Annotated in this window: 20 protein-coding genes; 5 read left to right on the plus strand and 15 right to left on the minus strand. The window is 65.8% G+C overall.

Translation table 11 applies throughout. The features are described 5' to 3' along the window. Positions 1 to 15: 15 nt before the first annotated feature. Positions 16 to 405 (plus strand): nuclear transport factor 2 family protein, encoded by a 390-nt coding sequence (locus AC1DSF_RS18710; protein WP_478183228.1) that lies wholly within the window; start codon positions 16 to 18, stop codon positions 403 to 405. A gap of 22 nt (positions 406 to 427) precedes the next feature. Here AC1DSF_RS18710 and AC1DSF_RS18715 read toward each other — a convergent pair whose 3' ends face one another. Continuing rightward, entirely contained in the window at positions 428 to 1,897 is a 1,470-nt protein-coding gene (locus tag AC1DSF_RS18715) for a catalase (protein WP_478183229.1), read from the minus strand. 114 nt (positions 1,898 to 2,011) lie between these two features. Continuing rightward, complete coding sequence (locus AC1DSF_RS18720) at positions 2,012 to 2,455, minus strand: DUF1801 domain-containing protein (RefSeq protein ID WP_478124119.1); 444 nt, start codon at positions 2,453 to 2,455, stop codon at positions 2,012 to 2,014. Positions 2,456 to 2,548: 93 nt separating this feature from the next. Here AC1DSF_RS18720 and AC1DSF_RS18725 point away from each other — a divergent pair, with 93 nt between their 5' ends. The 3 genes from AC1DSF_RS18725 (at position 2,549) to pdeM (ending at position 6,446) form a co-directional block, all read left to right on the plus strand. After that, a complete protein-coding gene (locus AC1DSF_RS18725; protein ID WP_478124120.1) occupies positions 2,549 to 2,941 on the plus strand; it encodes a hypothetical protein in 393 nt (130 codons plus the stop codon). Positions 2,942 to 3,083: 142 nt separating this feature from the next. After that, positions 3,084 to 5,747, plus strand: coding sequence for a ligase-associated DNA damage response DEXH box helicase (locus AC1DSF_RS18730; RefSeq protein WP_478124121.1), 2,664 nt, complete (start codon positions 3,084 to 3,086; stop codon positions 5,745 to 5,747). A gap of 15 nt (positions 5,748 to 5,762) precedes the next feature. Then, the gene (gene pdeM, locus AC1DSF_RS18735) at positions 5,763 to 6,446 is read left to right on the plus strand and encodes a ligase-associated DNA damage response endonuclease PdeM (protein WP_478124122.1); all 684 of its coding nucleotides are present in this window, start codon (positions 5,763 to 5,765) and stop codon (positions 6,444 to 6,446) included. A gap of 26 nt (positions 6,447 to 6,472) precedes the next feature. Here pdeM and AC1DSF_RS18740 read toward each other — a convergent pair whose 3' ends face one another. From AC1DSF_RS18740 to AC1DSF_RS18790, 11 genes are all read right to left on the minus strand, one after another. Then, positions 6,473 to 6,619, minus strand: a complete 147-nt coding sequence (locus AC1DSF_RS18740; RefSeq protein ID WP_478124123.1) for a hypothetical protein — start codon at positions 6,617 to 6,619, stop codon at positions 6,473 to 6,475. A gap of 126 nt (positions 6,620 to 6,745) precedes the next feature. After that, positions 6,746 to 7,531 carry a COG4705 family protein gene (locus AC1DSF_RS18745; RefSeq protein WP_478124124.1) on the minus strand — a complete coding sequence of 262 codons (786 nt, stop codon included), beginning with the start codon at positions 7,529 to 7,531 and terminating at the stop codon, positions 6,746 to 6,748. 145 nt (positions 7,532 to 7,676) lie between these two features. Beyond that, positions 7,677 to 8,384 (minus strand): ABC transporter ATP-binding protein, encoded by a 708-nt coding sequence (locus AC1DSF_RS18750; RefSeq protein ID WP_478124125.1) that lies wholly within the window; start codon positions 8,382 to 8,384, stop codon positions 7,677 to 7,679. Next, a complete protein-coding gene (locus tag AC1DSF_RS18755) occupies positions 8,381 to 9,100 on the minus strand; it encodes an ABC transporter ATP-binding protein (protein ID WP_478124126.1) in 720 nt (239 codons plus the stop codon). The genes AC1DSF_RS18750 and AC1DSF_RS18755 overlap by 4 nt, the downstream gene beginning before the upstream one ends. After that, positions 9,097 to 10,098, minus strand: a complete 1,002-nt coding sequence (locus AC1DSF_RS18760) for a branched-chain amino acid ABC transporter permease (RefSeq protein ID WP_478183230.1) — start codon at positions 10,096 to 10,098, stop codon at positions 9,097 to 9,099. The genes AC1DSF_RS18755 and AC1DSF_RS18760 overlap by 4 nt, the downstream gene beginning before the upstream one ends. After that, positions 10,098 to 11,087, minus strand: coding sequence for a branched-chain amino acid ABC transporter permease (locus tag AC1DSF_RS18765; protein ID WP_478183231.1), 990 nt, complete (start codon positions 11,085 to 11,087; stop codon positions 10,098 to 10,100). Before AC1DSF_RS18765 ends, AC1DSF_RS18760 begins: the two co-directional genes overlap by 1 nt. Further along, positions 11,060 to 12,325 (minus strand): ABC transporter substrate-binding protein, encoded by a 1,266-nt coding sequence (locus tag AC1DSF_RS18770; protein ID WP_478124129.1) that lies wholly within the window; start codon positions 12,323 to 12,325, stop codon positions 11,060 to 11,062. The genes AC1DSF_RS18765 and AC1DSF_RS18770 overlap by 28 nt, the downstream gene beginning before the upstream one ends. Before the next feature lie 51 nt (positions 12,326 to 12,376). Then, positions 12,377 to 13,588 (minus strand): serine hydrolase domain-containing protein, encoded by a 1,212-nt coding sequence (locus AC1DSF_RS18775; RefSeq protein WP_478183232.1) that lies wholly within the window; start codon positions 13,586 to 13,588, stop codon positions 12,377 to 12,379. A gap of 8 nt (positions 13,589 to 13,596) precedes the next feature. Next, positions 13,597 to 14,529: a phytanoyl-CoA dioxygenase family protein gene (locus AC1DSF_RS18780; RefSeq protein ID WP_478183233.1), complete on the minus strand. Its 933-nt coding sequence runs from the start codon at positions 14,527 to 14,529 to the stop codon at positions 13,597 to 13,599. Next, on the minus strand, positions 14,526 to 16,100 hold the full coding sequence (locus AC1DSF_RS18785; protein WP_478183234.1) for a class I adenylate-forming enzyme family protein: 1,575 nt from the start codon (positions 16,098 to 16,100) through the stop codon (positions 14,526 to 14,528). The genes AC1DSF_RS18780 and AC1DSF_RS18785 overlap by 4 nt, the downstream gene beginning before the upstream one ends. After that, a complete protein-coding gene (locus AC1DSF_RS18790; protein ID WP_478183235.1) occupies positions 16,097 to 16,945 on the minus strand; it encodes a phytanoyl-CoA dioxygenase family protein in 849 nt (282 codons plus the stop codon). Before AC1DSF_RS18790 ends, AC1DSF_RS18785 begins: the two co-directional genes overlap by 4 nt. 162 nt (positions 16,946 to 17,107) lie before the next feature. Here AC1DSF_RS18790 and AC1DSF_RS18795 point away from each other — a divergent pair, with 162 nt between their 5' ends. Next, positions 17,108 to 18,052: an AraC family transcriptional regulator gene (locus AC1DSF_RS18795; RefSeq protein ID WP_478124134.1), complete on the plus strand. Its 945-nt coding sequence runs from the start codon at positions 17,108 to 17,110 to the stop codon at positions 18,050 to 18,052. A gap of 19 nt (positions 18,053 to 18,071) precedes the next feature. Here the strand turns inward: AC1DSF_RS18795 and AC1DSF_RS18800 are convergent, their stop codons facing one another. Then, positions 18,072 to 19,571, minus strand: a complete 1,500-nt coding sequence (locus AC1DSF_RS18800; protein WP_478124135.1) for a tripartite tricarboxylate transporter permease — start codon at positions 19,569 to 19,571, stop codon at positions 18,072 to 18,074. A gap of 36 nt (positions 19,572 to 19,607) precedes the next feature. Further along, positions 19,608 to 20,081: a tripartite tricarboxylate transporter TctB family protein gene (locus AC1DSF_RS18805; protein WP_478124136.1), complete on the minus strand. Its 474-nt coding sequence runs from the start codon at positions 20,079 to 20,081 to the stop codon at positions 19,608 to 19,610. Positions 20,082 to 20,108 lie beyond the last annotated feature (27 nt).

Here is a 20,108-nt window from a genome sequence, read left to right on the forward strand (position 1 = left end):
TTGGGAGCCCAAGCAATGTCATCCAGCCCGATCGAAACCTGGCACCGGCTCGTCACGGAGCGCGATGTTCGGGGCCTTGACGCACTTCTTGCCGACGACGCGGTCTTCTATTCGCCCGTCGTCCACACCCCTCAGGTCGGCAAAGCCATCACCAAGGCCTATCTCGCCGCCGCCTTCAGCGTCTTCTTCAATCCGTCTTTTCGCTATGTTCGGGAGCTCACGGGCGAGCGCGACGCCGTGCTCGAATTCCAGGTCGAGTTGGACGGCATCAGCGTCAATGGCGTCGACATGATCAAGTGGAACGAGGAAGGCAGGATCACCGAGTTCAAGGTGATGCTGCGCCCCCTGAAAGCCGTGAACCTGATTCACCAGAAGATGAGGGCCATGCTTCAGGCGAATCGGTGATGCACGGTCTGCGGCCCCACCCTCAATCCGCGGGAGGCAGGTTCAGCGCCCTGGCGACGCCTGCACCGTACGCAGGATCGGCCTTGGTGCAGTTGGCGATGTGGCGGCGCTTGATGAAGTCCGGCGCATCGCCCATGGCGCGGGCCGTGTTGTCGAACAGCACTTGCCGCTGCGCGGGCGCCATCAGGCGGAACAGGTCGCCCGGCTGCTTGTAGTAGTCGGCGTCGTCTTCGCGGAAGTTCCAGAAGTCTCCATCGCCCCGGATCTTCAGCGGCGGCTCGCGGTAGTCGGGCTGCTCCTGCCACTGATTGAAGCTGTTCGGCTCGTAGTGCGGCAGTCCGCCATAGTTGCCATCCACACGCCCCGCCCCGTCCCGGTGGTTGCTGTGCACCGGGCAGCGCGCTGCGTTCACGGGGATCTGGTGGTGGTTCACGCCCAGCCGGTAGCGTTGCGCGTCGGAGTAGGCAAACAGCCGCGCCTGCAGCATCTTGTCCGGAGACACGCCGATGCCAGGCACCAGGTTGTTCGGCGCGAAGGCGCTCTGCTCCACGTCGGCGAAGAAGTTCTCGGGATTCCGATTGAGCTCCACGACACCCACTTCGATCAATGGATAGTCCTTCTTCGGCCAGACCTTGGTGAGATCGAATGGGTGGTAGGGCACCTTCTCGGCGTCGGCCTCGGGCATGACCTGGACATACATCGTCCACTTCGGAAAATCTCCGCGGCCGATGGCGTCGAACAGGTCGCGCTGATGGCTCTCCCGATCGCCACCAACGATGGCGGCGGCTTCCGCATCGGTGAGGTTCTTGATGCCCTGCTGGGTCTTGAAATGGAACTTGACCCAGAAGCGCTCGTTCTTGGCGTTGACGAAGCTGTAGGTGTGCGAGCCGAAGCCGTGCATGTGGCGGTAGCTCGCCGGAATGCCCCGGTCGCTCATCACGATGGTGACCTGGTGCAGCGCTTCGGGCAGCAGCGTCCAGAAGTCCCAGTTGTTGGTCGCGCTGCGCATGTTGGTCTTGGGATCGCGCTTGACGGCCTTGTTGAGATCCGGAAACTTTCGCGGGTCCCGCAGGAAGAACACGGGCGTGTTGTTGCCCACCATGTCCCAGTTGCCTTCTTCCGTGTAGAACTTGAGGGCGAAGCCGCGGATGTCGCGCTCGGCATCGGCCGCGCCGCGCTCGCCGGCCACCGTCGTGAAGCGGGCGAACATCTCGGTTTTCTTGCCGACGGTGCCGAAGAGCTTGGCGCGGGTATACGCAGTGATGTCTTTCGTCACCGTAAAGGTGCCGAAAGCGCCGGAGCCCTTGGCATGCATGCGGCGCTCGGGAATGATCTCGCGGTTCAGGTTGGCGAGCTTTTCGATCAGCCAGACATCCTGCATCAGCAGCGGGCCGCGCGGGCCAGCGGTCATGCTGTTCTGGTTGTCGACTACGGGGGCGCCGAAGGCAGTGGTCAGTGGGGTTTTCTTGGGGGCGTCGCTGGAGTCGCTCATGGTTTCCTCTCGGGTGTCATTGGTTGTACGCACAAGGGCAGCAAATCTGGCACCTTCACGGCCAAAGCGCAACTGCGTCGTTCGGAGGGTGATTTGCCGAACGTCGGTCTTCGGTCAGGGCTTGACCTTCTTCGACGATTTGGCCTTGCTCGCCTGATTGTGGGCGATAGCTTCGCGAACGAGCGCCTTGAACGCCGACGCATCGACTGCCTCTCCTTCGAGGATGTCGATGGCGCGTCGCACGTTGCCGTCGAGACTCGAATTGAAGAGACCGGCCGGGTCCTTCAATGAAGCACCCTTGGCAAAGGTCAGTTTGATCTTGTCCTTGTAGGACTCACCCGTGCAGATGATGCCGTCGTGCGACCAGACCGGCGTCCCCATCCACTTCACCTCTTCGAGGACTTCGGGGTCTGCTTCCTTGATCAGCTCGCGCATCCTGCCCAACGTCGCCCCACGCCAGCCGCCGAGTTCGGCGATCTTGGTCGAGATGAGCTCGGATGCTGATGATGACGGTGACGGTGATGGTGGCTGGCCTTGGGTGGCTTCCGACTTTTTCATGCATTTGCCTTGGTTTTCATTCGCACGGCAACGGAGGATAGCCCCAAGACGTTCGCCTTGCGCAATGCGCAAGCGAGTGCAATATTGCGGGCCATGAACAAACTGATCTCGGCAATGCTCCTGGCGATCACGGGACTGACGGCGTCCGGATCCGCAATGGCTCAATGGCACAACAGCCCCCAGTTCGATCGAGATCTCAGGGCCTGCGACCGCCGCGGCGTGAATTTCGATCGATGCATGTGGGAACGAGGCTGGCAGCGCGGCGGCCCCGGCCAGCGGTGGAACCACAACCAGAACTGGCATCGCGCGCCCAACAATCCCAACTGGCACAGCCCTCCGCCAAATCACTGGAACAACTCGCCGCCGCGGCGCAATCAACCGCGGCTCAGCGACATGCAGCAGCGCGCGCTCGACAACTGCCGCCTGCTGGCGCCTGCCGAGCAGCCACGGTGCCGCGCCACCGTCATGTCGACCGTAAGACGTTAGTTGTTGGTTCGGCGCTCCGCCTACGTGAAGGCGGAGCGCAGGACTGCCCAAATTCCCGGAGGTGACGGGAGACTGGCATTTCGACTCGCAACCGGCACGAGGAAATAGCCATGAACGATCCGAAGCGCCCCGCCCAATTCTCATGAGGGAGGCCATAGAAGCCTGGTTCTCCGAGCTGGGATGGGTGCCCTTCGGCTTCCAGCGCACCGTGTGGCAGGCGATCGCCGATGGGCACTCGGGCCTGCTGCATGCGACCACCGGCGCGGGAAAGACTTACGCGGTGTGGCTCGGCGCCTTGCTGGCCCTGGCCGAAGAAGCACCCACCCAAGCCGGTCCTCGCATCCGCCCGCCGGCCCCTTTGCGCGTGCTCTGGCTCACGCCGATGCGGGCGCTCGCAGCGGACACCCTGCGTTCGCTTCGGCAGTCGCTCGAAGCCCTCGCGCCTTCGATGCAACCCTGGAGCGCCGGGGCGCGCAGCGGCGATACGCCTTCAGCCGAGCGCGCCGCGCAAGACCGACGGCTTCCCAGCGTCCTCGTCACGACACCCGAGAGCCTGTCGTTGATGCTGTCGCGTGCCGATGCCGAGCAAACGCTCGGTTCGCTGCGTCTCGTGGTCGTCGATGAGTGGCACGAGCTGTTGGGCAACAAGCGGGGCGTGCAAGTGCAACTCGCGCTCGCGCGATTGCGGCGCTGGAATGCAGGCTTGCAGGTGTGGGGCATGTCCGCGACGCTGGGGAACCTCGAAGAAGCCATGCGAACACTGCTCGGCGGGCGCCAGGGCGTGCTGGTGCAGGGCGACGTGCCGAAGACCCTGGTCGTCGACTCGTTGTTGCCCGCGCACGCCGATCGATTTCCTTGGGCCGGACACCTCGGCATCACGATGCTGCCGCAAGTGGCCGACGAGATCGCCACAAGCCGAACGACCCTTGTCTTCACCAACACGCGCTCGCAGGCGGAGATCTGGTATCAGGCCCTGCTGGAGACACGCCCCGAGTGGGCCGGCGAGATTGCGCTGCACCATGGCTCCCTCGATCGCGCGGTGCGCGAATGGGTCGAACTCGGACTCAAGGCCGGCTCGCTGCGCGCGGTGGTGTGCACGTCGAGCCTCGACCTCGGAGTGGACTTTCTTCCGGTCGAGCGTGTGCTGCAGATCGGCTCGGCCAAGGGTGTCGCTCGCCTTCTTCAGCGGGCGGGTCGCTCAGGGCACGCGCCCGGCCGCCCTTCGCGCGTCACGCTGGTGCCCACGCACAGCATCGAGATCGTGGAAGGCGCGGCCGCGCGCGCCGCCATCGCGCAAGGGCACATCGAACATCGGCATTCACCCATTCAGCCGCTCGACGTGCTGGTGCAGCACCTGGTGACGGTCGCGCTGGGCGGCGGCTTCGCAGCGGATGCGCTCTATGACGAAGTCCGCGACACGGTGGCCTATGCCGACCTTTCACGCGAGAACTGGCAGTGGTGCCTGGATTTCGTCTCGCAGGGAGGCGCCTCTCTGGCGGCGTATCCGGACTATCGGCGCGCACTGCCGGGCGATGACGGCATCTGGCGCGTCCCCGATGCGCGACTCGCGCGCCGCCATCGCTCGAACATCGGCACCATCGTGAGCGATTCCAGCATGACTGTGCAGTACCTGAGAGGCGCAAAGTTGGGCAGTGTCGAGGAAAGCTTCATCGCGCGCATGAAGCCGGGTGATTGCTTTCTCTTTGGCGGCCGAATGCTGGAACTGGTGCGCGTGCACGACATGACTGCACTGGTACGCCGAGCCAGCGGGCGCCGTCCGGTCGTGCCACGCTGGAACGGCGGACGCATGCCCCTGAGCAGCACACTGGCTGACGCGATGGTCCAGCAGCTGGCGCTGGCAGGCGAGGGACGCTATGAATCGTCCGAGATGCAGCGTGTCCGCCCGCTCCTCGAGCTGCAGCAGAAATGGTCGGCGCTGCCCACGCCGCAAACGCTGCTGGCGGAGACTCTCGTGACGCGCGAAGGCACGCACCTGTTTCTCTACCCCTTCGCGGGCCGTCCGGTACACATGGGCTTGGCGAACCTCATCGCCTGGCGCGCCGCGCAGCATGCACCGGGCACCTTCTCGATCGCAGTCAACGACTATGGCCTGGAACTGCTCAGCGCCGAACCCGTGGACTGGCCCACGCTGCTGCCCGGGCTCCTGCAGCCGGGACATGACGCGCAAGCCCGCGAAGCCATCGCCTTGCATGGCGCCGACGAAGGCGAACGGATCGCGCTGCTGCACGAAGTGCTCGCGAGCCTCAACGCAACGGAACTCGCGCGCCGACGCTTTCGCGAGATCGCTCGCGTTTCCGGACTGATCTACCAGGGCTATCCCGGCGAGCGGCGCAGCAATAGGCAACTGCAGGCCTCGTCGTCGCTCTTCTACGAGGTCTTCCGCAAGTACGACCCGGCCAATCGGCTGCTCGCACAGGCGGAGCAGGAACTGCTGTCCCAGGAACTCGAGATCAACCGCATGCAGGCGAGCCTGCGGCGCATGGCGGCGCAGCGGCTGGTGCTGCGGCCGCTTGCAAGGCCGACGCCGTTCGCCTTCCCGCTGATGGTCGAACTGTTCCGCGAGAAGCTGTCGAACGAAAACGTCGCGGACCGCATCGCGCGCATGGTGGCGCAACTGGAAAAGGCGGCGGGCGATGAAGCGCGTTCGGAGGTGAGCAATGTGCAAGCGGTGTCCGCCAATCTGCAGTTCGGTGTAGATGCCGTCGATGCGATGTCGCCGACCACCAGCGAAGGCGAAGGCGGCAAGCCGCGCCGCTCGCCAGAGCGAAGAAGACGCGCAAACTAGAGAACCTAACCTGACATGGCTTCCAGCACACTGCCCTCATGCCAAGTCATCTGGGCCAATGAGCGACTGCATCTTCTGCCGGAGCGCGCGCTGTGGTGGCCGGCACGGCGCACGCTTTTTGTGGCGGACCTGCATCTGGGCAAGGCCGCCGCTTTCCGCGCGCTCGGCCAGCCCGTGCCTTCAGGCACGACAGGAGGCAACCTCGATCGGCTCGACGCGCTCATTGGCGGCCTCGAAGCGTCGGCCGTTGTTTTCCTTGGCGACTTCCTGCACGCGCGGGAGGCGCGAACCGCGCGTCTGCTGGATGCGCTGGCCGAATGGCGGACGCGGCGCCGCTCAGCGGCGATGACGCTGGTGCGCGGCAACCATGACAGCCGCGCCGGGGACCCGCCCCCTTCGCTCGACATCGAGATCGTCGACGAGCCATGGCTGCTCGGGCCCTTTGCCTGCTGCCATCATCCTCAACAGCATCCGACTCACTTCGTGCTGGCGGGGCATGTGCATCCGGTCTGCCGATTGCAGGGGCGCGGGCGGGACAGCGTGAAGCTGCCCTGCTTCTTGGCCGAAGGCAGGCAAGCCGTGCTCCCGGCGTTCGGCGAATTCACCGGTGGATGGATGATCGAGCCTGCACCGGAGCGCAGTTTTTACGCCGTCGGCGGCGGAGCAGTCTGGGCCGTTCCGGCACAGACCATCCGATGAGGTGGCCACGGGAAGCAACTGCCCGATCAGCCCCCGTCCTTCCCACCCTGTTCCTTCTCACCGCCTTCTTCGTCGTCGCTGCTGTCCGTTTCCTCGTTCTCCATGTCAGCGTCCGGGACCTTGGGAGGCGGCGGCTTCGCAGGCGCCGGGCCGCTGGGGGCAGTTGCGTTCATCGACGACTCCTTGAAATGCGCAGCGGCGAAGCTGCCTGCTGCATCGAGCCACTGTGGGAGCCGCAAAGCGCGGCGCGTGTCAGCCAGCCAGAGGGACGGATGTGCGACCGGGCCTATCTGACGAACTCACGTCCGGACAGCAGCCCGTTGGGGAACGAATCGCACGCAGAGAGCCATGAAAACCAGCAGCAGCAAAGATGCGTAGAGGCGGTTCAGGTGCAAGCCGCCTTCCTTGATCGGTTTGTCCAGGAAATCACCGAGCGTCGCTCCAAGAGGCCGCGTGAGCACGAACGCAGCCCAGAACAGCAGCGTGCGCGAGATCCGCGTCCAAAAATAGAGAGCGGCGACAACCGCCAGACCTCCGCCAAAAATCAGCGCGCCGATCTCGTAGCCGAGCCCGAGGCCGCCCCGGTCGGCGCCGGCCGTCCAATCGCCCAGTGCGGTGCCGAGCGTCTGCGAAAACAGGATCGTGACCCAGTAGAACCATTCGGCTTTCGGCGTGGTGATGCTCTCGACCGAAACCGTGCGCTCGGACCAATACCAGGCGCCCAAACTCACAAGCAGGAGGCAGGCAAGCAGGGCCACGCCGCCCGGGTAGCCGAGACCCATCGAGCGGTCCGCAAAATCCGCAATCGTCGTGCCCAGGGTCGTCGTGCCGACGATGGTCGCCCAGTACAGTGCCGGATGAAAGCGCTTGACCTTGACCTGGGCAGCGACAAGCCCCACGAAGATTGCCGTAAAGACCACGCATCCCACGAGGTAGCCGAGCTTGAGTGACATGGTTACCCAGTCGCCGCCAGTCTCGCCCAGCGTGGTCGCGGCGATCTTGATGATCCAGAAGCCCAGTGTGACTGCCGGGACTTTGCTCAGCCGGAAGTCCACATGTGAGCTTGCCGCAGTCGCATCCTGCATCGCATTCTCCTTGGAAGTGGGTTCGACGATATCGCTCGGACCTGATCCCAATCTGAATGCCTGCGGGATGGCTGCTGCCAGACAGACTCCCTTCAAGGCGTCAGGTGCTGAGCCCCTGAGAGGAATCTCCACCGGCGCGTCGCCCTCAAAGCCCCAGGTACGCCCGACGCAACCCCTCGTCCGCCAGGAGCGTGCTGCCGGGTCCCGACATCACGACCTCGCCATGCTCCAGCACATAGCCGCGCTGCGCCAGGCTGAGCGAACGGTGCACGTCCTGCTCGACCAGCAGGATCGTGATGCCGCGGGCATTGATATGCGGCAACTTCTCGAAGATGTCCTTGACCATGATGGGCGCGAGGCCGATCGAGGGTTCGTCGAGCAGCAGGAGCCTGGGTGACGTCATGAGCGCGCGGCCGATGGCCAGCATCTGCTGCTCGCCGCCGCTGAAGGAGCGCGCCCGCTGGCGCCGCCGCTCGCGCAGGCGCGGGAAGAGCGAGTAGACCCACTCGAGGTTGTCGCGGCTGCGGCGCTCGTCGCGCAGCACATCGCCGCCGACGCGCAGGTTGTCCTCGACCTCCATGTGTCCGAAGAGCCGCCGGCCTTCCATGACTTGCGCCATGCCCAACCGCGCGATCTGGTGCGATGGCTTGCCGCTGATGCGTTCGCCGCAAAAGCGCACCTCGCCGGCGAAGGCCGGCAGCGTGCCCATCACCGTGCGGATCAGCGTGGTCTTGCCGGCCCCATTGGCGCCGACCATGCAGACGATCTCGCCTTCGCTGACGTTCATGTCCACGCCGCGCAGCACCTGAACGTCGCCGTAGCCGGCGTCCAGTCCCTTGACTTCCAGCATCATGCGTGAGCCTCCCCGAGATACGCCTTCACCACTTCAGGGTCGTTCGCCACCGCATTCGGCTCGCCCTCCGAGATCTTGCGGCCGTGATGCACGACCACGATGCGGTCCGACATCTGCATGACCGCCTTCATGTTGTGCTCGATGACCAGCACGCTGACGCCGGTGCGGCGCAGGTCCAGCACCAGCGACACCATCTCCGCCGTTTCCACGCCGGTGAGGCCGGCCATCACTTCGTCGAGCAGCAGGAGCCGAGGCTGCGTGGCGAGTGCCTTCGCGACCTCCAGCCGCTTGCGTCCCGACAGCGTGAGCGTGCGGGCGACCTGCTGCTCGCGTCCACCGAGGCCGACGCGGCGCAGCACCTTCGTTGCCACCTCCGCCGCTTCGTCGCGGCGCGGATAGCGCAGGAAGGCGCCGATCATGGCGTTCTCGAGAACCGTCATCTCGCCGAAAGGCTTGACGATCTGAAAGGTGCGCACCAGCCCAGCGGCGCAGATGTACGCGGCGCTCTGGCCATCGACCCGCCTGTCAGCGAACCAGATCTCGCCGTCCGTGGGCGCGAGGAAGCCGGAGGCCATGGCGAACAGGGTGGTCTTGCCGGCGCCGTTCGGACCGATCAGGCCGACGATCTCGCCTTCATCGACCGAAAAGCTGACGTTGTCGGAGGCCCGCAGGCCGCCGAAGCTCTTGCCGACACCGCGGAATTCGAGCAGCTTCATGGTGCGCCCTCCGCGGCGCCGAGGGCCGCGGCCCGAGTCGCGCGCCTGCGCTCGCACCAGCGCTCGAAGATCGCCATCAGCCCGCGCGGCTCCCAGCGGATCACCAGCATCAGCAGCAGGCCATACAGCATCATGTCGACGCCGACGAGGCCACCCGAGACGGTGCGCGCGAGTTCCTCGCCCGGCAGCAAGAGCAGCGCACCGATGATTGGTCCCCACAGCGTGCCGCGTCCGCCGATGATGCAGACCACCGCGATGACCACGCCGAGGTTGGCGCCGAACACCTTGTCGGGGCTGATGTAGAGCACGAACTGGGCGTAGAAGGTGCCCCCCAGCGCGGTCAGCGCGGCACTCAGCATCGCGGCCAGCATCTTGTAGCGCAAGATGGGCACGCCCAGAGCCAGCGCCGCTTCCTGGTCGTTGCGCACCGCTGCGAGGTAATAGCCGAAGCGGCTGCGCAGGATCTGGCGATTGATGAACCAGGCGGCTACCGTGAAGACCAGGGCGATCACGTAGTAGAACTCCTTGCGTGTGTGCTGGAAATACAGCGGCGCGTCGCGCAGCAGGGTCACTTCCATGCCGCGTGGCCCGCCCAGCAGGCTGTCGGCGTTCTCGACCAGCGTCTTGAGCACCATCGCGGTGGCGATGGTCGCCAGCGCAAAGTAGGCGCCGCGCAGTTGCATGCATGACAGACCCACCACCACGGCGGCGACGACGGCGATGGCGGCGCCGGCCCACATGCCGAGCCAGGGGCTGAGCCCGAGGTGCACGAACAGCCAGGTCGACGTGTAGGCGCCGATGCCGAAGTAGGCCGAGTGGCCGAGCGAAAGCTGACCGGCAATGCCGCCCAGGATGTTCCACGACAGTGCAAGATAGGCGTACAGCAGCGTGAGGACGGCGATCGACAGCAGGTATTGGCTGTCGGCCAGGAGCGGCACGACGACCGCGGCGGCAATGAGCGCCACCCTCGCGCCGGCAGGGAAAGTGCGGGTGCTCATCATTCGTTCTCCACACCGAAGAGCCCGCTCGGGCGGAAGTACATCACGCCGAGGAACAACAGGAAGATCAGCGCTTCGGCGTAAGTCACCGGAATCAACTGGCTGCCCACCGATTCGAGCACGCCGACGATGATGCCGCCCCAGAAGGCGCCAGCCACCGAGCCGATGCCACCAAGCACCACGATGACGAACGCCCGCATGCCGAAGGTGTCGCCGACGAAGGGGTTCGCCGGATAAAGCGGCAGCAGGAGCGCGCCGGCAACGCCGAGCACGCCCAGGCCGATGGCGAAGGACAGCTGGTAGACACGGGCGCTGTCGATGCCCAGCACCCCGGCTGCCTCGCGATCCTGACCCGTGGCGCGGATCGCGCGGCCGGTGCGCGTGTAGCGCAGGAACGCGACCAGCCCGCCCGTGATCAACGCGCCAAACACCAGGCCGGCCACTTGCGGGTAGGTAAAGATCAAGTCGCCGATGACCAAGACCTCGTTGGCCCACGGACTGTCGACCGAGCGGCTGTCGGGGCCCACCAGCGCGAGAAACCCGTAGTCCATGAAGATCCACAGCCCGGTGGTGAAGATCAGCACGCCGATGGGTTCGCGTGCGATCTCCTTGCGGTAGATCGCATCAATGAGCCAGCGCTGGCACGCGTAGCCGACCACGAACAACACCACCGCGGTCAGCGGCGCGGTGACCAGCGGGTGCAGCCCGGCCTGGGTCGCCAGCGCGTACGACACGTACATGGCCATCATCAGGAAGGAGCCGTGCGCGAAATTGATGATCTTCATCACGCCGAACTGCAGGCTCAGGCCCAGCGCGATGAGGCCGTAGATGGCCCCGCTGGCGATACCGCTCAGCAGGGCCTGTAGATAGGTGCTCGACAAGAAGTGCTCCTTGCGGAAGAAATGAAAGCCGGCCGCCTTTGCGGGGCGGCCGGTCGCGGCGCACGCGGCGCGCGCGGCGTTCAGGGCGCGGATGCGTTCGCCGGCCACACCATGCGGTAGGTCTTGGACGCCAGGTTCTCCGGCCAGATGGTGCGGTACTCGCCGGCCGGCGTGATCTGCTGCATCACATAGCGCTTCTTCGGGTTCTGGCCCTTCTCGTCGATGACGATGTCATAGCCGACCAGCTTCGTGAGATCCGTGCCTTCGATCCGCGTCTTCGCGAGCGCATTGCGGATGGCCTCGGGGTCGGCCTTGCCGGCGCGTTCCAGCGCATCCTTGATCACCCAGGTGGCGACGTAGGCGCTCACCGAGAGCTCGTTGGGCTCGACCTTGTTCGCAGCCACGAACTCATCCCAGAACTTCTTCGCGAAAGGCGTCGTGATCGAAGACTCGTAGCCGGCCCAGCCATTGGTGGTGAACACCTGGCTCGCGATGCCCTTGCCCACCAGCGGAATGAAGTTGCTGTCGATCTGCCCGCCCGCGCTGCCGACGTAGGCCATCGCGCCCACCTGCATTTGCGCCAGCAGCTTGTGCAGTTGCACGGCGTCGGCCGAGTAGGCGGTGACCGTCACCACGTCCGGCTTCTTGCCCTTGATCTTGAGCACCAGCGGACGCAGGTCCGGTGAGTTCGGCGGGTAGCCTTCGTCGAGCACGACCTCGATGCCGGCCGCCTTGAACTTGGCGCGGAGCGTGTTGGCCATGTCCTGGCCCCAGTCCGTGTTCTCGTAGACCATGGCGACCGTCTTGGCCGGCTTGCCGGTGGCCTTGCCAGCGAACGAAACGAAGTCGGCCATGCTTTCAGCGTTGGACGAGGCCGGCACCTGCGTCGGACGAAACACGTACTTGAAGCCACGCTCGGTGATGTCGGCCTTGGCCGCGAGGTCGACCACCCACGGCGTGCGGTACTTCTCGGCCACTGCGGTCGCCGGGAAGGTCACGCCGCTCTGGAAGGCGCCCAGCAGCACGGGCGTCTTCTCGCGCGTGATCAGGCGCTCGACCTCGGTGATGGCCACCTTGGCATCGCCGCGCGTGTCGACCTCGATCAATTCGAGCGGCGCACCGCCCATCGACTTGATGCCGCCGCTTTCGTTGATGTGCTTGACGGCCAGGTGCGTGGCACGCGACATGTCCTTGCCGATCGATGCCGCGGCGCTGCCTGACAAAGGAATGAGATAGCCGATCTTCACTGGATCGGCGGCGTGGACGAGGCTGGCGCCGAGCAGGCTGCTGGCGACCAGTGCGCCGGCAAGGCCGGCTTTCAGATGACGACGGCGGTGGTTGTTCATGGTGTCTGTCTCCTTGTAGAAAAAGAAAGTGCCGGATGGCGTCTCGAAAACTCAACGGTCGCTCGGCGCCCCATCCAGGACTTCATAGACCGCTTGAACCAGCCGGTCCGCGCGCGCATTGAGCAGCACGCCCGGGCCCATCCGGTTCATCGTGTAGCCGAAGCCCAGCCGGCGCGATGGCGAGGCGAAGGCCAGCGAGCCGCCCGCACCGACGTGGCCGAACGCGTCGCGGCCGAAGCAGGCGCTGTCCAGTCCCCGTGCCCGGTTGTCCATCTGGCGCATGAAGCCGGCCGCGAAGCGCGTCGGCACCCGCAGGCAGGCATCGTCGTGCGTGGCGGAAGACACCGCCGTGGCCTTGGCCAGCGTGTCTTCCCGGAGCAGCCGGAAGCCGCCCCGCTGACCGCCGCAAGCCAGCGTGCCGTACAAGCGCGCCAGGCTTCGTGCGTGGGTGATTCCACCGGCCGCGCCGATTTCGGCCGCGTGGCCGGCCCGGCTGTTGAAGCCGCTCGGGCGCCAACCGCCGGTGTTCTTCATGTACAGCGCGGTGGGGCTTTGCGGCTCCTGCATCAGCGCGCGTTCGAACGCGTTGCCGGGCACCGAAATCGGCGCGGGCGGCGCAATGGTAGCGACTCGCGACTCCTCGCTCGACGGCAGCCCGATCCAGAAGTCCAGGCCGAGCGGCTGCGCCACGTGCCGATGGAAGAACGTGCCAAGCGAGCAGCCGCCGATGCGCCGCACCAGTTCACCGAGCAGCCAGCCATAGGTCAGCGCGTGATAGCCCACGCGCGTGCCTGGGGCCCAGAATGGCGCCTCCCGTTCGAGCCGTTCGACCATGAATTCCCAATCGAAGGCCGCTCCATCAGGCAGGCGCTCGCGCAGCGCCGGCAGTCCCGCGGAATGGTCGAGCAGCATGCGCGTGGTGATCGATTCCTTGCCGGCGCCGGCGAAAGCCGGCCAGTAGCGCACGACCGGCTGGTCGAGGTCGAGCTCGCCGGCCTCGGCCAGCAGATGAATGCACAGCGCGGTCGCCGGCTTGGTGTTCGAGAACACCACGCTCATCGTGTCGCGCTGCCACGGCGTGCCGCCTTCGGCATCGGCCCAGCCGCCCCAGAGGTCGACAACGCACTCGCCGTCGATCTCGATGGCGAGCGACGCGCCGAGTTCGCCACCGTGGACCAGGTTGTGCTCGAAGGCCGCGCGCACCGCGTCGAACGCAGGTGCGCAATGGCCGGCGCTGGGCGGCAAGGCTTTCAAGTCGGACATGGTGCGGATCAGCGCGTGAGCGGCGCGCGGGCGCCGAAGCCGAGCAGGTAGCGCGCGTCGTTCGACAGCGTGGGCACCACTTCAGGCGGCAGCGTGCTGGTGAAGTCGGCGAACAGGCGCAGCCACGAGACGTTGTAGTTGCAAAGGATCGCGCGGCGCTGGCCATCGGTGTGGTTCGGCCCGGAGCGGTGCCAGGTGTTCGACAGCCAGATCGCCACCGAGCCTGCCGGCGCCGTGAGGGTCACTTCGCCTTCGAGCGGATCGCTGCCCCAGGGCGGCGACTTGCGCAGCTTGTGGCTGCGCGGCATTACACGGGTGGCGCCGTTTTCGGCGGTGAAGTCGTCGAGCATCCAAACGTTCTGCAGCGTCAGCGGAAACTCGGGCAGCGGCTCGGCGATCTGGCCCAGCGGCGCATCGACGTGCCAGGCCCCGCCGCCGGTGCGCGGCCCGATGCTGGTGGATTGGAAGTCATGCAGATTGCAGTCCTGCCCCATGACGTGGCGCACCATCGGCAGCACTACCGGGTGCTCGATGAGAGGGATCAGGTCGGGCGCCTTGTCGAGCAGGTTCCACACCCGTTGCGACTGGTCGTTGTCGAACAGCGTGGGCAGGTGCAGGAAGTTCTTAGACACCCTGTGGATCGGCACGGGCCAGCGCGTGTCGGCGTTGTCGCAGCGGTACTGGTGGATGCGCGCCACCATGCGCTGCGCCTCGGCGTCGCTCACCGTGTAGTGCTTCTTGTAGTAGGCGAGGATCTCCGCGTCGTCGTCGTGCTGTTCGCTGTCGGGAGCCAGCGGATTTGCAAGCTCATGGGCCATCACCTCGGCCACGCGTTCGCGCGCTTGCGCGAGCTGCGCGGCATCGAGCACGTTCTCGATCACGGCGTAGCCTTCTTCGGCGAGTTGGGTTTGCAGGGCCTGCAGATTCAGTTCGGTCTTCATGGTGTCCTTTGAGTCCTGGAAGGAAGGGGGGAGATCGCGACGGGTTCGAGGGTGTTGCGCGCCAGCTTGCCGACGCTGGTGCGCGGCAGCCGCTCGACGATGCCGACGCGGCGCGGTACCTTGTAGGCCGCGAGCTGCACGGCGCAGTGTTCGAGCAGACGCTCCACGTCGGGCCGATGGCCGGGAGCCGGCGTCACCCAGGCATGCACCACCTGGCCCATGCGCTCGTCGGGTGCGCCGAACGCGGCCGCCTCGCCCACCTCGGGCTGCGACAGCAGCACCTGCTCGACTTCGATCGGGTAGACCTTGAAGCCTGCGACGTTGATGGTGTCGTGCTTGCGGCCCTGGATGTAGACGTAGCCCTCGTCGTCCCTCAGTGCGACGTCGCCGGTATAGAGCCAGCCATCGCGCAGCGTGCGGGCCGTCAGCTCGGGCAGGTTGCGATAGCCGGCCATCACCTGTGGCCCGCGGACGCGGATCTCTCCGGCTTGCCCCGACGGCAACGGCGTCGCGCCGTCTTCCACGTCGACCACTTCAAGCTCGCAGGCGGGCACCGGCAGGCCTACCGAACCCGGCCGGCGTTCGCGGTGCATCGGGTTGAAGGCCAGGCAGGGGCCGGCCTCGCTCATGCCATAGCCCTCGTAGATTGCGCAGCCGGTCGCCTGCTCGAAGCGCATCAGCGTCTCGCGCGGCAAAGGTGCGGCGCCCGAGAAGCAAGCCCGCAGGCTGGCCAGCGCCTCGCGCGGCAGGCCGGGCTGCTTGAGGATGTCGTAGAAGATCGTGGGTGCTGCGGACATCAGCGTGACGCGATGGTCCGCGATCGCCTGCAGCGCCGCCTTGGCGTTGAAGCGGCGATGGATCAGCAATTCGCCGCGCGCGTACAGGCACAGGTGCAGCGACATCGACACCGCGGACACATGAAACAGCGGCATGGTGCACAGCACGATCTCGGCGCCCCGCCGGGTCGGCAGCCACGCTTCGCGCTGCGCGATGTTGAAGGCGAGCTGCCGATGCAGGATGTTCACGCCCTTGGGCAGCCCGGTCGTCCCGCCGGTGTACTGCAGGGTGGCCAAGTCCTGGTGCGTGGGAAGCTTGGCCGGCAGCGCGCAGGCCTCTGCCTGCAGTGCGACGAAGCCGCTGCCGTCTCCCGTGCACCACAGGGCCTCGCGGGGCAGCGCCGGCCGCAGTGCCTGCAGGTCGATCGTCACGCTCTGGTCGAACAGCACCATGCAAGGGTCCGCGTCTCCGAGCATGTGGGCGATCTCGCGCACGCTGTAGCCTGGATTCAGCGGCACCACTTGCGCGCGCAACGCATGCACCGCAAACGTGGCGACCGCGAGGTCGAGCGAATTGCGCATGACCAGCGCGACCCGGTCGCCGGGCCGCACCCGCGCGCCGAGCCGTCGCGCGACCGCGCCCACGAGTCCGGCGTACTGCCCATAGTTCAGGCGCACGCCCTCGAAGCTGAGCGCCGGGCGCTCAGGCGCTTCGGCGGCGGCATCGCGCAGCAAGTGCACGACCGATTCCGGCACAGACGGCAAGCCGGCCGTCTCTCCATCGATTCGCGTCATTTGCAGTCCGGGCCGGCCTCGCGCCGCTTCTTGAGGTCGCTGGCTTCCCACACCGTGCGCCGGCCGCTTTCGTTGCCCAGGAGGGTGATCGGGTCCTTGTTGTCGATGTGCCCGTACTGGCCCTTGTAGATGCTGTAGCCGCACAGCTCCTGCAGCCGACGCGGGAGACGCCGCGCCACGTCTGCGGGTATGCCCAGCTGCAGGTTTTCCTGCTGGCGCAGCCAGCCCGCGCAGTAATAGCACGAGAGCGCATAGCGCCGCATCGACGTGGTGTTGGCGCCGCCCTTGTGCCAGAGCGCGCTGTCGAACAGCATGACGCTGCCTGCCTCCATGGTCGCCTGCACCGTCTCGATCTCGGCACCGTAGGGCGGCGAACTGGGCTGCTTGTGGCTGCCGGGCACGATGTGCGTGGCACCGTTGTCCGATGTGAAATTGCTCAGTGCCCAGATGGCGTTGATGGCCAGCGGTGCGCGCGGGCGCGGCAGCGGGATCTGCTGCGTGTCCTCGTGCAGGGGCTGTGCCTCCTGGCCGGGGCCGAGCGTCAGCGAGCACAGCGACGACAGCAGCAACTCGCGGTCGAGCAGCCGCTCGGCCAGCCCGAGCACTTCGGGCTGCAGCGGCACCGTCCAGAACAGTTCGTCGTGCACCAGCAGGTTGTTGATGCGGACGGTCTTGAGCCCTTCGAATGAAGTCTTGGCATAGCCGAAGCCGTGCTCGGCCTCCACCCGGAGCAAGGCCTCGGTGAGGGCGAGCACACGGGATCTCGGAATGATCTCGGGCAGCACGACGAAGCCCTCACGCTCGAATGAGGCGAGCCACTCGTCCATTTGCTCGGATGTCGCCATCGGCGTTGTCTCCATCGTTGTCGAACAGGGTGCCTATCGTTGCCCGGGCCGGCCGCGAGAGCCAGAGCGCAGCGTCCACGGCGAACGTGCAAAGCGTCCACAGCCCATGCGTGACGATGAGCGCAGGTGCTGGCATGATCGGCGCGCTCCTTCAGTTGACCCATGAACGACTCGTCCTATCACCGCAGCACTCAGATCGTCCGGCCTGGCGAGCAATTCGCCTACTGGCGCGATGCCATCTGCGACGCCTACGTACCCCTCGAGCCCGAACGCGCCGAAGCGCCCGGCTTCAAGGGCCGCATCGACGGCCTCATGCTTCCTGAGTTGCGCAGTTCGACCATCACGGCCGAAGCGCATGAAGTCCGGCTCTCGAGCAGCGGCCTCGCGCGCCAGCAAAGCGCGCCCTTCTTCGTGAACCTGATGCGCGCCGGCGAGGTGGTGGTCCGACAAGATGGCCGCGCGCTGCGGGCCGGACCCGGCGACATCTACGTGGTCGACTGCGCGTCCACATGGGAAGTCGACTTCCGCTCGAGCTTCAGCATGTTCTGCATCGAGATCGATGACGCGCTCTTGCGGCCGCGACTCGGCCGTCGTGGGCGCCTTGTGTCGCCCGTGCTGACGGGCGACGGCGGCACGGGGCGCATTCTGGCCAACTACATGCGGCTGGTGCACGAACTGCCCTCGCAGGACCTGCTGCAGGTGCAGTCACTGATGGTGGGGCACTGCAGCGACCTGTTGTCCCGCGCACAAGTGTCGGAAAAACCGGACACCCGCGCCGACAGGCTCCGGTGCGAGATGCGCGACCGCATCCTCGCGCTGATGAGAAACCGCCTGTCCGACCGCAGCCTCACGCCGGACGCGGCGTGCGCCGAACTCGGCATTTCGCGCAGCTATCTCTTCAAGATCCTCGGCGAGTTCGGTCACACCTTCAGCGGCTACCTGCGGCAATGCCGCCTCGATGAATGCCATCGAGTGCTCAAGGAACAACCGAAGCGGCCCATCGCGGACATTGCCGCCGACTGGGGCTTCGACGAAGTCTCCACCTTCAATCGGGCCTATCGCGCCCGCTTTGGCCAGACGCCTAGCCAGGCCCGCGGGTGCATTTGATAGTAGGCGTACGTTCCTGTCAGGCCGCAGCCTGGACTGAACGCTTGCGCCGCAGTCCTCGAAGCACCGGAACAACCCAGATCAGCACCGACAAGACTGCCAGCGAAGCAGCGATCGGACGCGAGACGAAGCCCAGGAGATTGCCGTCGGACTTGATCATTGACGTGATGAAGTTCTCTTCGAGCATGCCGCCCAGCACCACGCCCAGAATGGCCGGAGCGATCGGGAAATCGTTCTCCTCGAGCAAGTAGGCAACGATGCCGGCGACCAGCATCACGCCGATGTCGAAGAGCGAATTGTTGATGGCAAACGCGCCGACGATGCAGAAGATCAGGATGAGCGGCATCAGCAGGTTGCGCGGCACCCGAAGGATGCGCTTGGACACCTTGATGCACAGGATCCCGAGCGGGATCATGATGAGGTTGGCCACGATGAAAAGTATGAACACCGCATAGATATTCTGCGGGTTCGTGGTGAAGAGGGTCGGCCCGGGGTTGAGGTTTTTCATGTAGAGCACACCGATCACGATCGCCGTGATGGAGTCTCCCGGAATGCCGAACACCAATGCCGGGATCCACGCACCCGCCAAGGCGCTGTTGTTCGCAGAGCCCGATTCGACGATGCCCTCGACGTGGCCAGTGCCGAACTTCTCCGGCTCCTTGGACAACTTCTTGCTCATCGCATAGGACATCCAGGCCGCGATGTCGGCACCGGCACCAGGCAATGCGCCGACGACCGTGCCCAGCGCACTGCCGCGCAAGATCTGAAGCGGGTATTTCTTTGCCAGCGCCCATTGGCCCGCCAGGACACTGCCGACCTTCTCGACCACCAACTCGGCCGGCGGCAGCGTGTCGACGGCATAGCGGATCACCTCCGAAATCGCGAACATGCCGATCATCATCGGGATCATGCCGATGCCGCCAGTCATCTCGGCGTTGCCGAAAGTGAAGCGCGGAAAGCCAGCCGGGTTGCCCAAGCCCACGCACGCCACGAGCAAGCCGAGCAAGAGCGTCACGACGCCTTTGAGCGGCCGGTCCGACGTGATGAACACGGCGCAGGTCAGGCCCAGCAACACGAGCCAGAAGTACTCGAAGGAACTGAAGTTGAGTGCGAAGTCGGCCAGCGCAGGCGACGCCACGATCAGCACCGCGGTGCCGAAGAGACCGCCGACGGCCGAGAACACCAGACCCGCACCAAGAGCGACTTCGGCCTGGCCCTTGCGGGTCATGGCGAAAGCCTCATCGGTATAAGCCGCCGAGGCAGGCGTTCCGGGGATGCGAAGCAGGCAACCGGGAATGTCGCCGGAGAAGATGGCCATCGCGGTGGACGTCACCATCGCGGCAATGGCAGGAATCGGCGCCATGAAGAAAGTGACCGGCACCAGCAAGGCCACGGCCATGGTCGCGGAGAGCCCCGGCACCGCGCCCACGAAGAGCCCGTACAGCGATGCAGCGATCATGACCAGCACGGTGTACGGGTCGAACACCATGGCAAAAGCCTGCGCGAGAGCTGTCGACATGCGTGTTCGATCCTCGGTGGCGTTGTTGCGGGCGGCCTACCAGGCGTAGGGCGTGAGCAGGCCCCATGGCAGCGGAACGCGAAGCAGTTTGTAGAACGCGGCGTGGATGAGCAGCGTCGCAATGACCGCCACCAGCAACGAGCGCCACGGCGGAACGCGCAATGCCGACATGACAGCCGTCAGCAGCAAGGTGGCCGTGATCAGGAAGCCGAGCTTGTCGACGGCCACCATGTAGAACAGCACGCTGCCGATGACTGCGCAGAACGCCACCACATGCCTGGGCGACTTCACCCAATCCCCGGGCTTGAACCAGCCAGTGTCATGGCGCCTGCGCCAGCCACTGATGGTCAACGCCGCGCCGCACACGCACAGGGCGAAAGCGATCAGCCCCGGGAACAGCGCCGGTCCGACCTGCTGGCCGGGGATGGGTGGATAGCTCTGCACCACCAGAAGTACCGCGATCCCCAGCGCCAGCAGGACGCAGCCGAAAACCGCGTCGTTCAATTTCATGACGTCACCGGGCAGAGGCCAGGGCGC

Source organism: Variovorax sp. 01N429 (assembly GCF_056399425.1).

Bases quoted from the DNA above. Each gene is read 5' to 3' on its own strand.
- AC1DSF_RS18710 (WP_478183228.1), top strand. From the start codon at position 16: ATGTCATCCAGCCCGATCGAAACCTGGCACCGGCTCGTCACGGAGCGC.
- AC1DSF_RS18715 (WP_478183229.1), bottom strand. From the start codon at position 1,897: ATGAGCGACTCCAGCGACGCCCCCAAGAAAACCCCACTGACCACTGCC.
- AC1DSF_RS18720 (WP_478124119.1), bottom strand. From the start codon at position 2,455: ATGAAAAAGTCGGAAGCCACCCAAGGCCAGCCACCATCACCGTCACCG.
- AC1DSF_RS18725 (WP_478124120.1), top strand. From the start codon at position 2,549: ATGAACAAACTGATCTCGGCAATGCTCCTGGCGATCACGGGACTGACG.
- AC1DSF_RS18730 (WP_478124121.1), top strand. From the start codon at position 3,084: ATGAGGGAGGCCATAGAAGCCTGGTTCTCCGAGCTGGGATGGGTGCCC.
- pdeM (WP_478124122.1), top strand. From the start codon at position 5,763: ATGGCTTCCAGCACACTGCCCTCATGCCAAGTCATCTGGGCCAATGAG.
- AC1DSF_RS18740 (WP_478124123.1), bottom strand. From the start codon at position 6,619: ATGAACGCAACTGCCCCCAGCGGCCCGGCGCCTGCGAAGCCGCCGCCT.
- AC1DSF_RS18745 (WP_478124124.1), bottom strand. From the start codon at position 7,531: ATGCAGGATGCGACTGCGGCAAGCTCACATGTGGACTTCCGGCTGAGC.
- AC1DSF_RS18750 (WP_478124125.1), bottom strand. From the start codon at position 8,384: ATGATGCTGGAAGTCAAGGGACTGGACGCCGGCTACGGCGACGTTCAG.
- AC1DSF_RS18755 (WP_478124126.1), bottom strand. From the start codon at position 9,100: ATGAAGCTGCTCGAATTCCGCGGTGTCGGCAAGAGCTTCGGCGGCCTG.
- AC1DSF_RS18760 (WP_478183230.1), bottom strand. From the start codon at position 10,098: ATGAGCACCCGCACTTTCCCTGCCGGCGCGAGGGTGGCGCTCATTGCC.
- AC1DSF_RS18770 (WP_478124129.1), bottom strand. From the start codon at position 12,325: ATGAACAACCACCGCCGTCGTCATCTGAAAGCCGGCCTTGCCGGCGCA.
- AC1DSF_RS18775 (WP_478183232.1), bottom strand. From the start codon at position 13,588: ATGTCCGACTTGAAAGCCTTGCCGCCCAGCGCCGGCCATTGCGCACCT.
- AC1DSF_RS18780 (WP_478183233.1), bottom strand. From the start codon at position 14,529: ATGAAGACCGAACTGAATCTGCAGGCCCTGCAAACCCAACTCGCCGAA.
- AC1DSF_RS18785 (WP_478183234.1), bottom strand. From the start codon at position 16,100: ATGACGCGAATCGATGGAGAGACGGCCGGCTTGCCGTCTGTGCCGGAA.
- AC1DSF_RS18790 (WP_478183235.1), bottom strand. From the start codon at position 16,945: ATGGCGACATCCGAGCAAATGGACGAGTGGCTCGCCTCATTCGAGCGT.
- AC1DSF_RS18795 (WP_478124134.1), top strand. From the start codon at position 17,108: ATGAACGACTCGTCCTATCACCGCAGCACTCAGATCGTCCGGCCTGGC.
- AC1DSF_RS18800 (WP_478124135.1), bottom strand. From the start codon at position 19,571: ATGTCGACAGCTCTCGCGCAGGCTTTTGCCATGGTGTTCGACCCGTAC.
- AC1DSF_RS18805 (WP_478124136.1), bottom strand. From the start codon at position 20,081: ATGAAATTGAACGACGCGGTTTTCGGCTGCGTCCTGCTGGCGCTGGGG.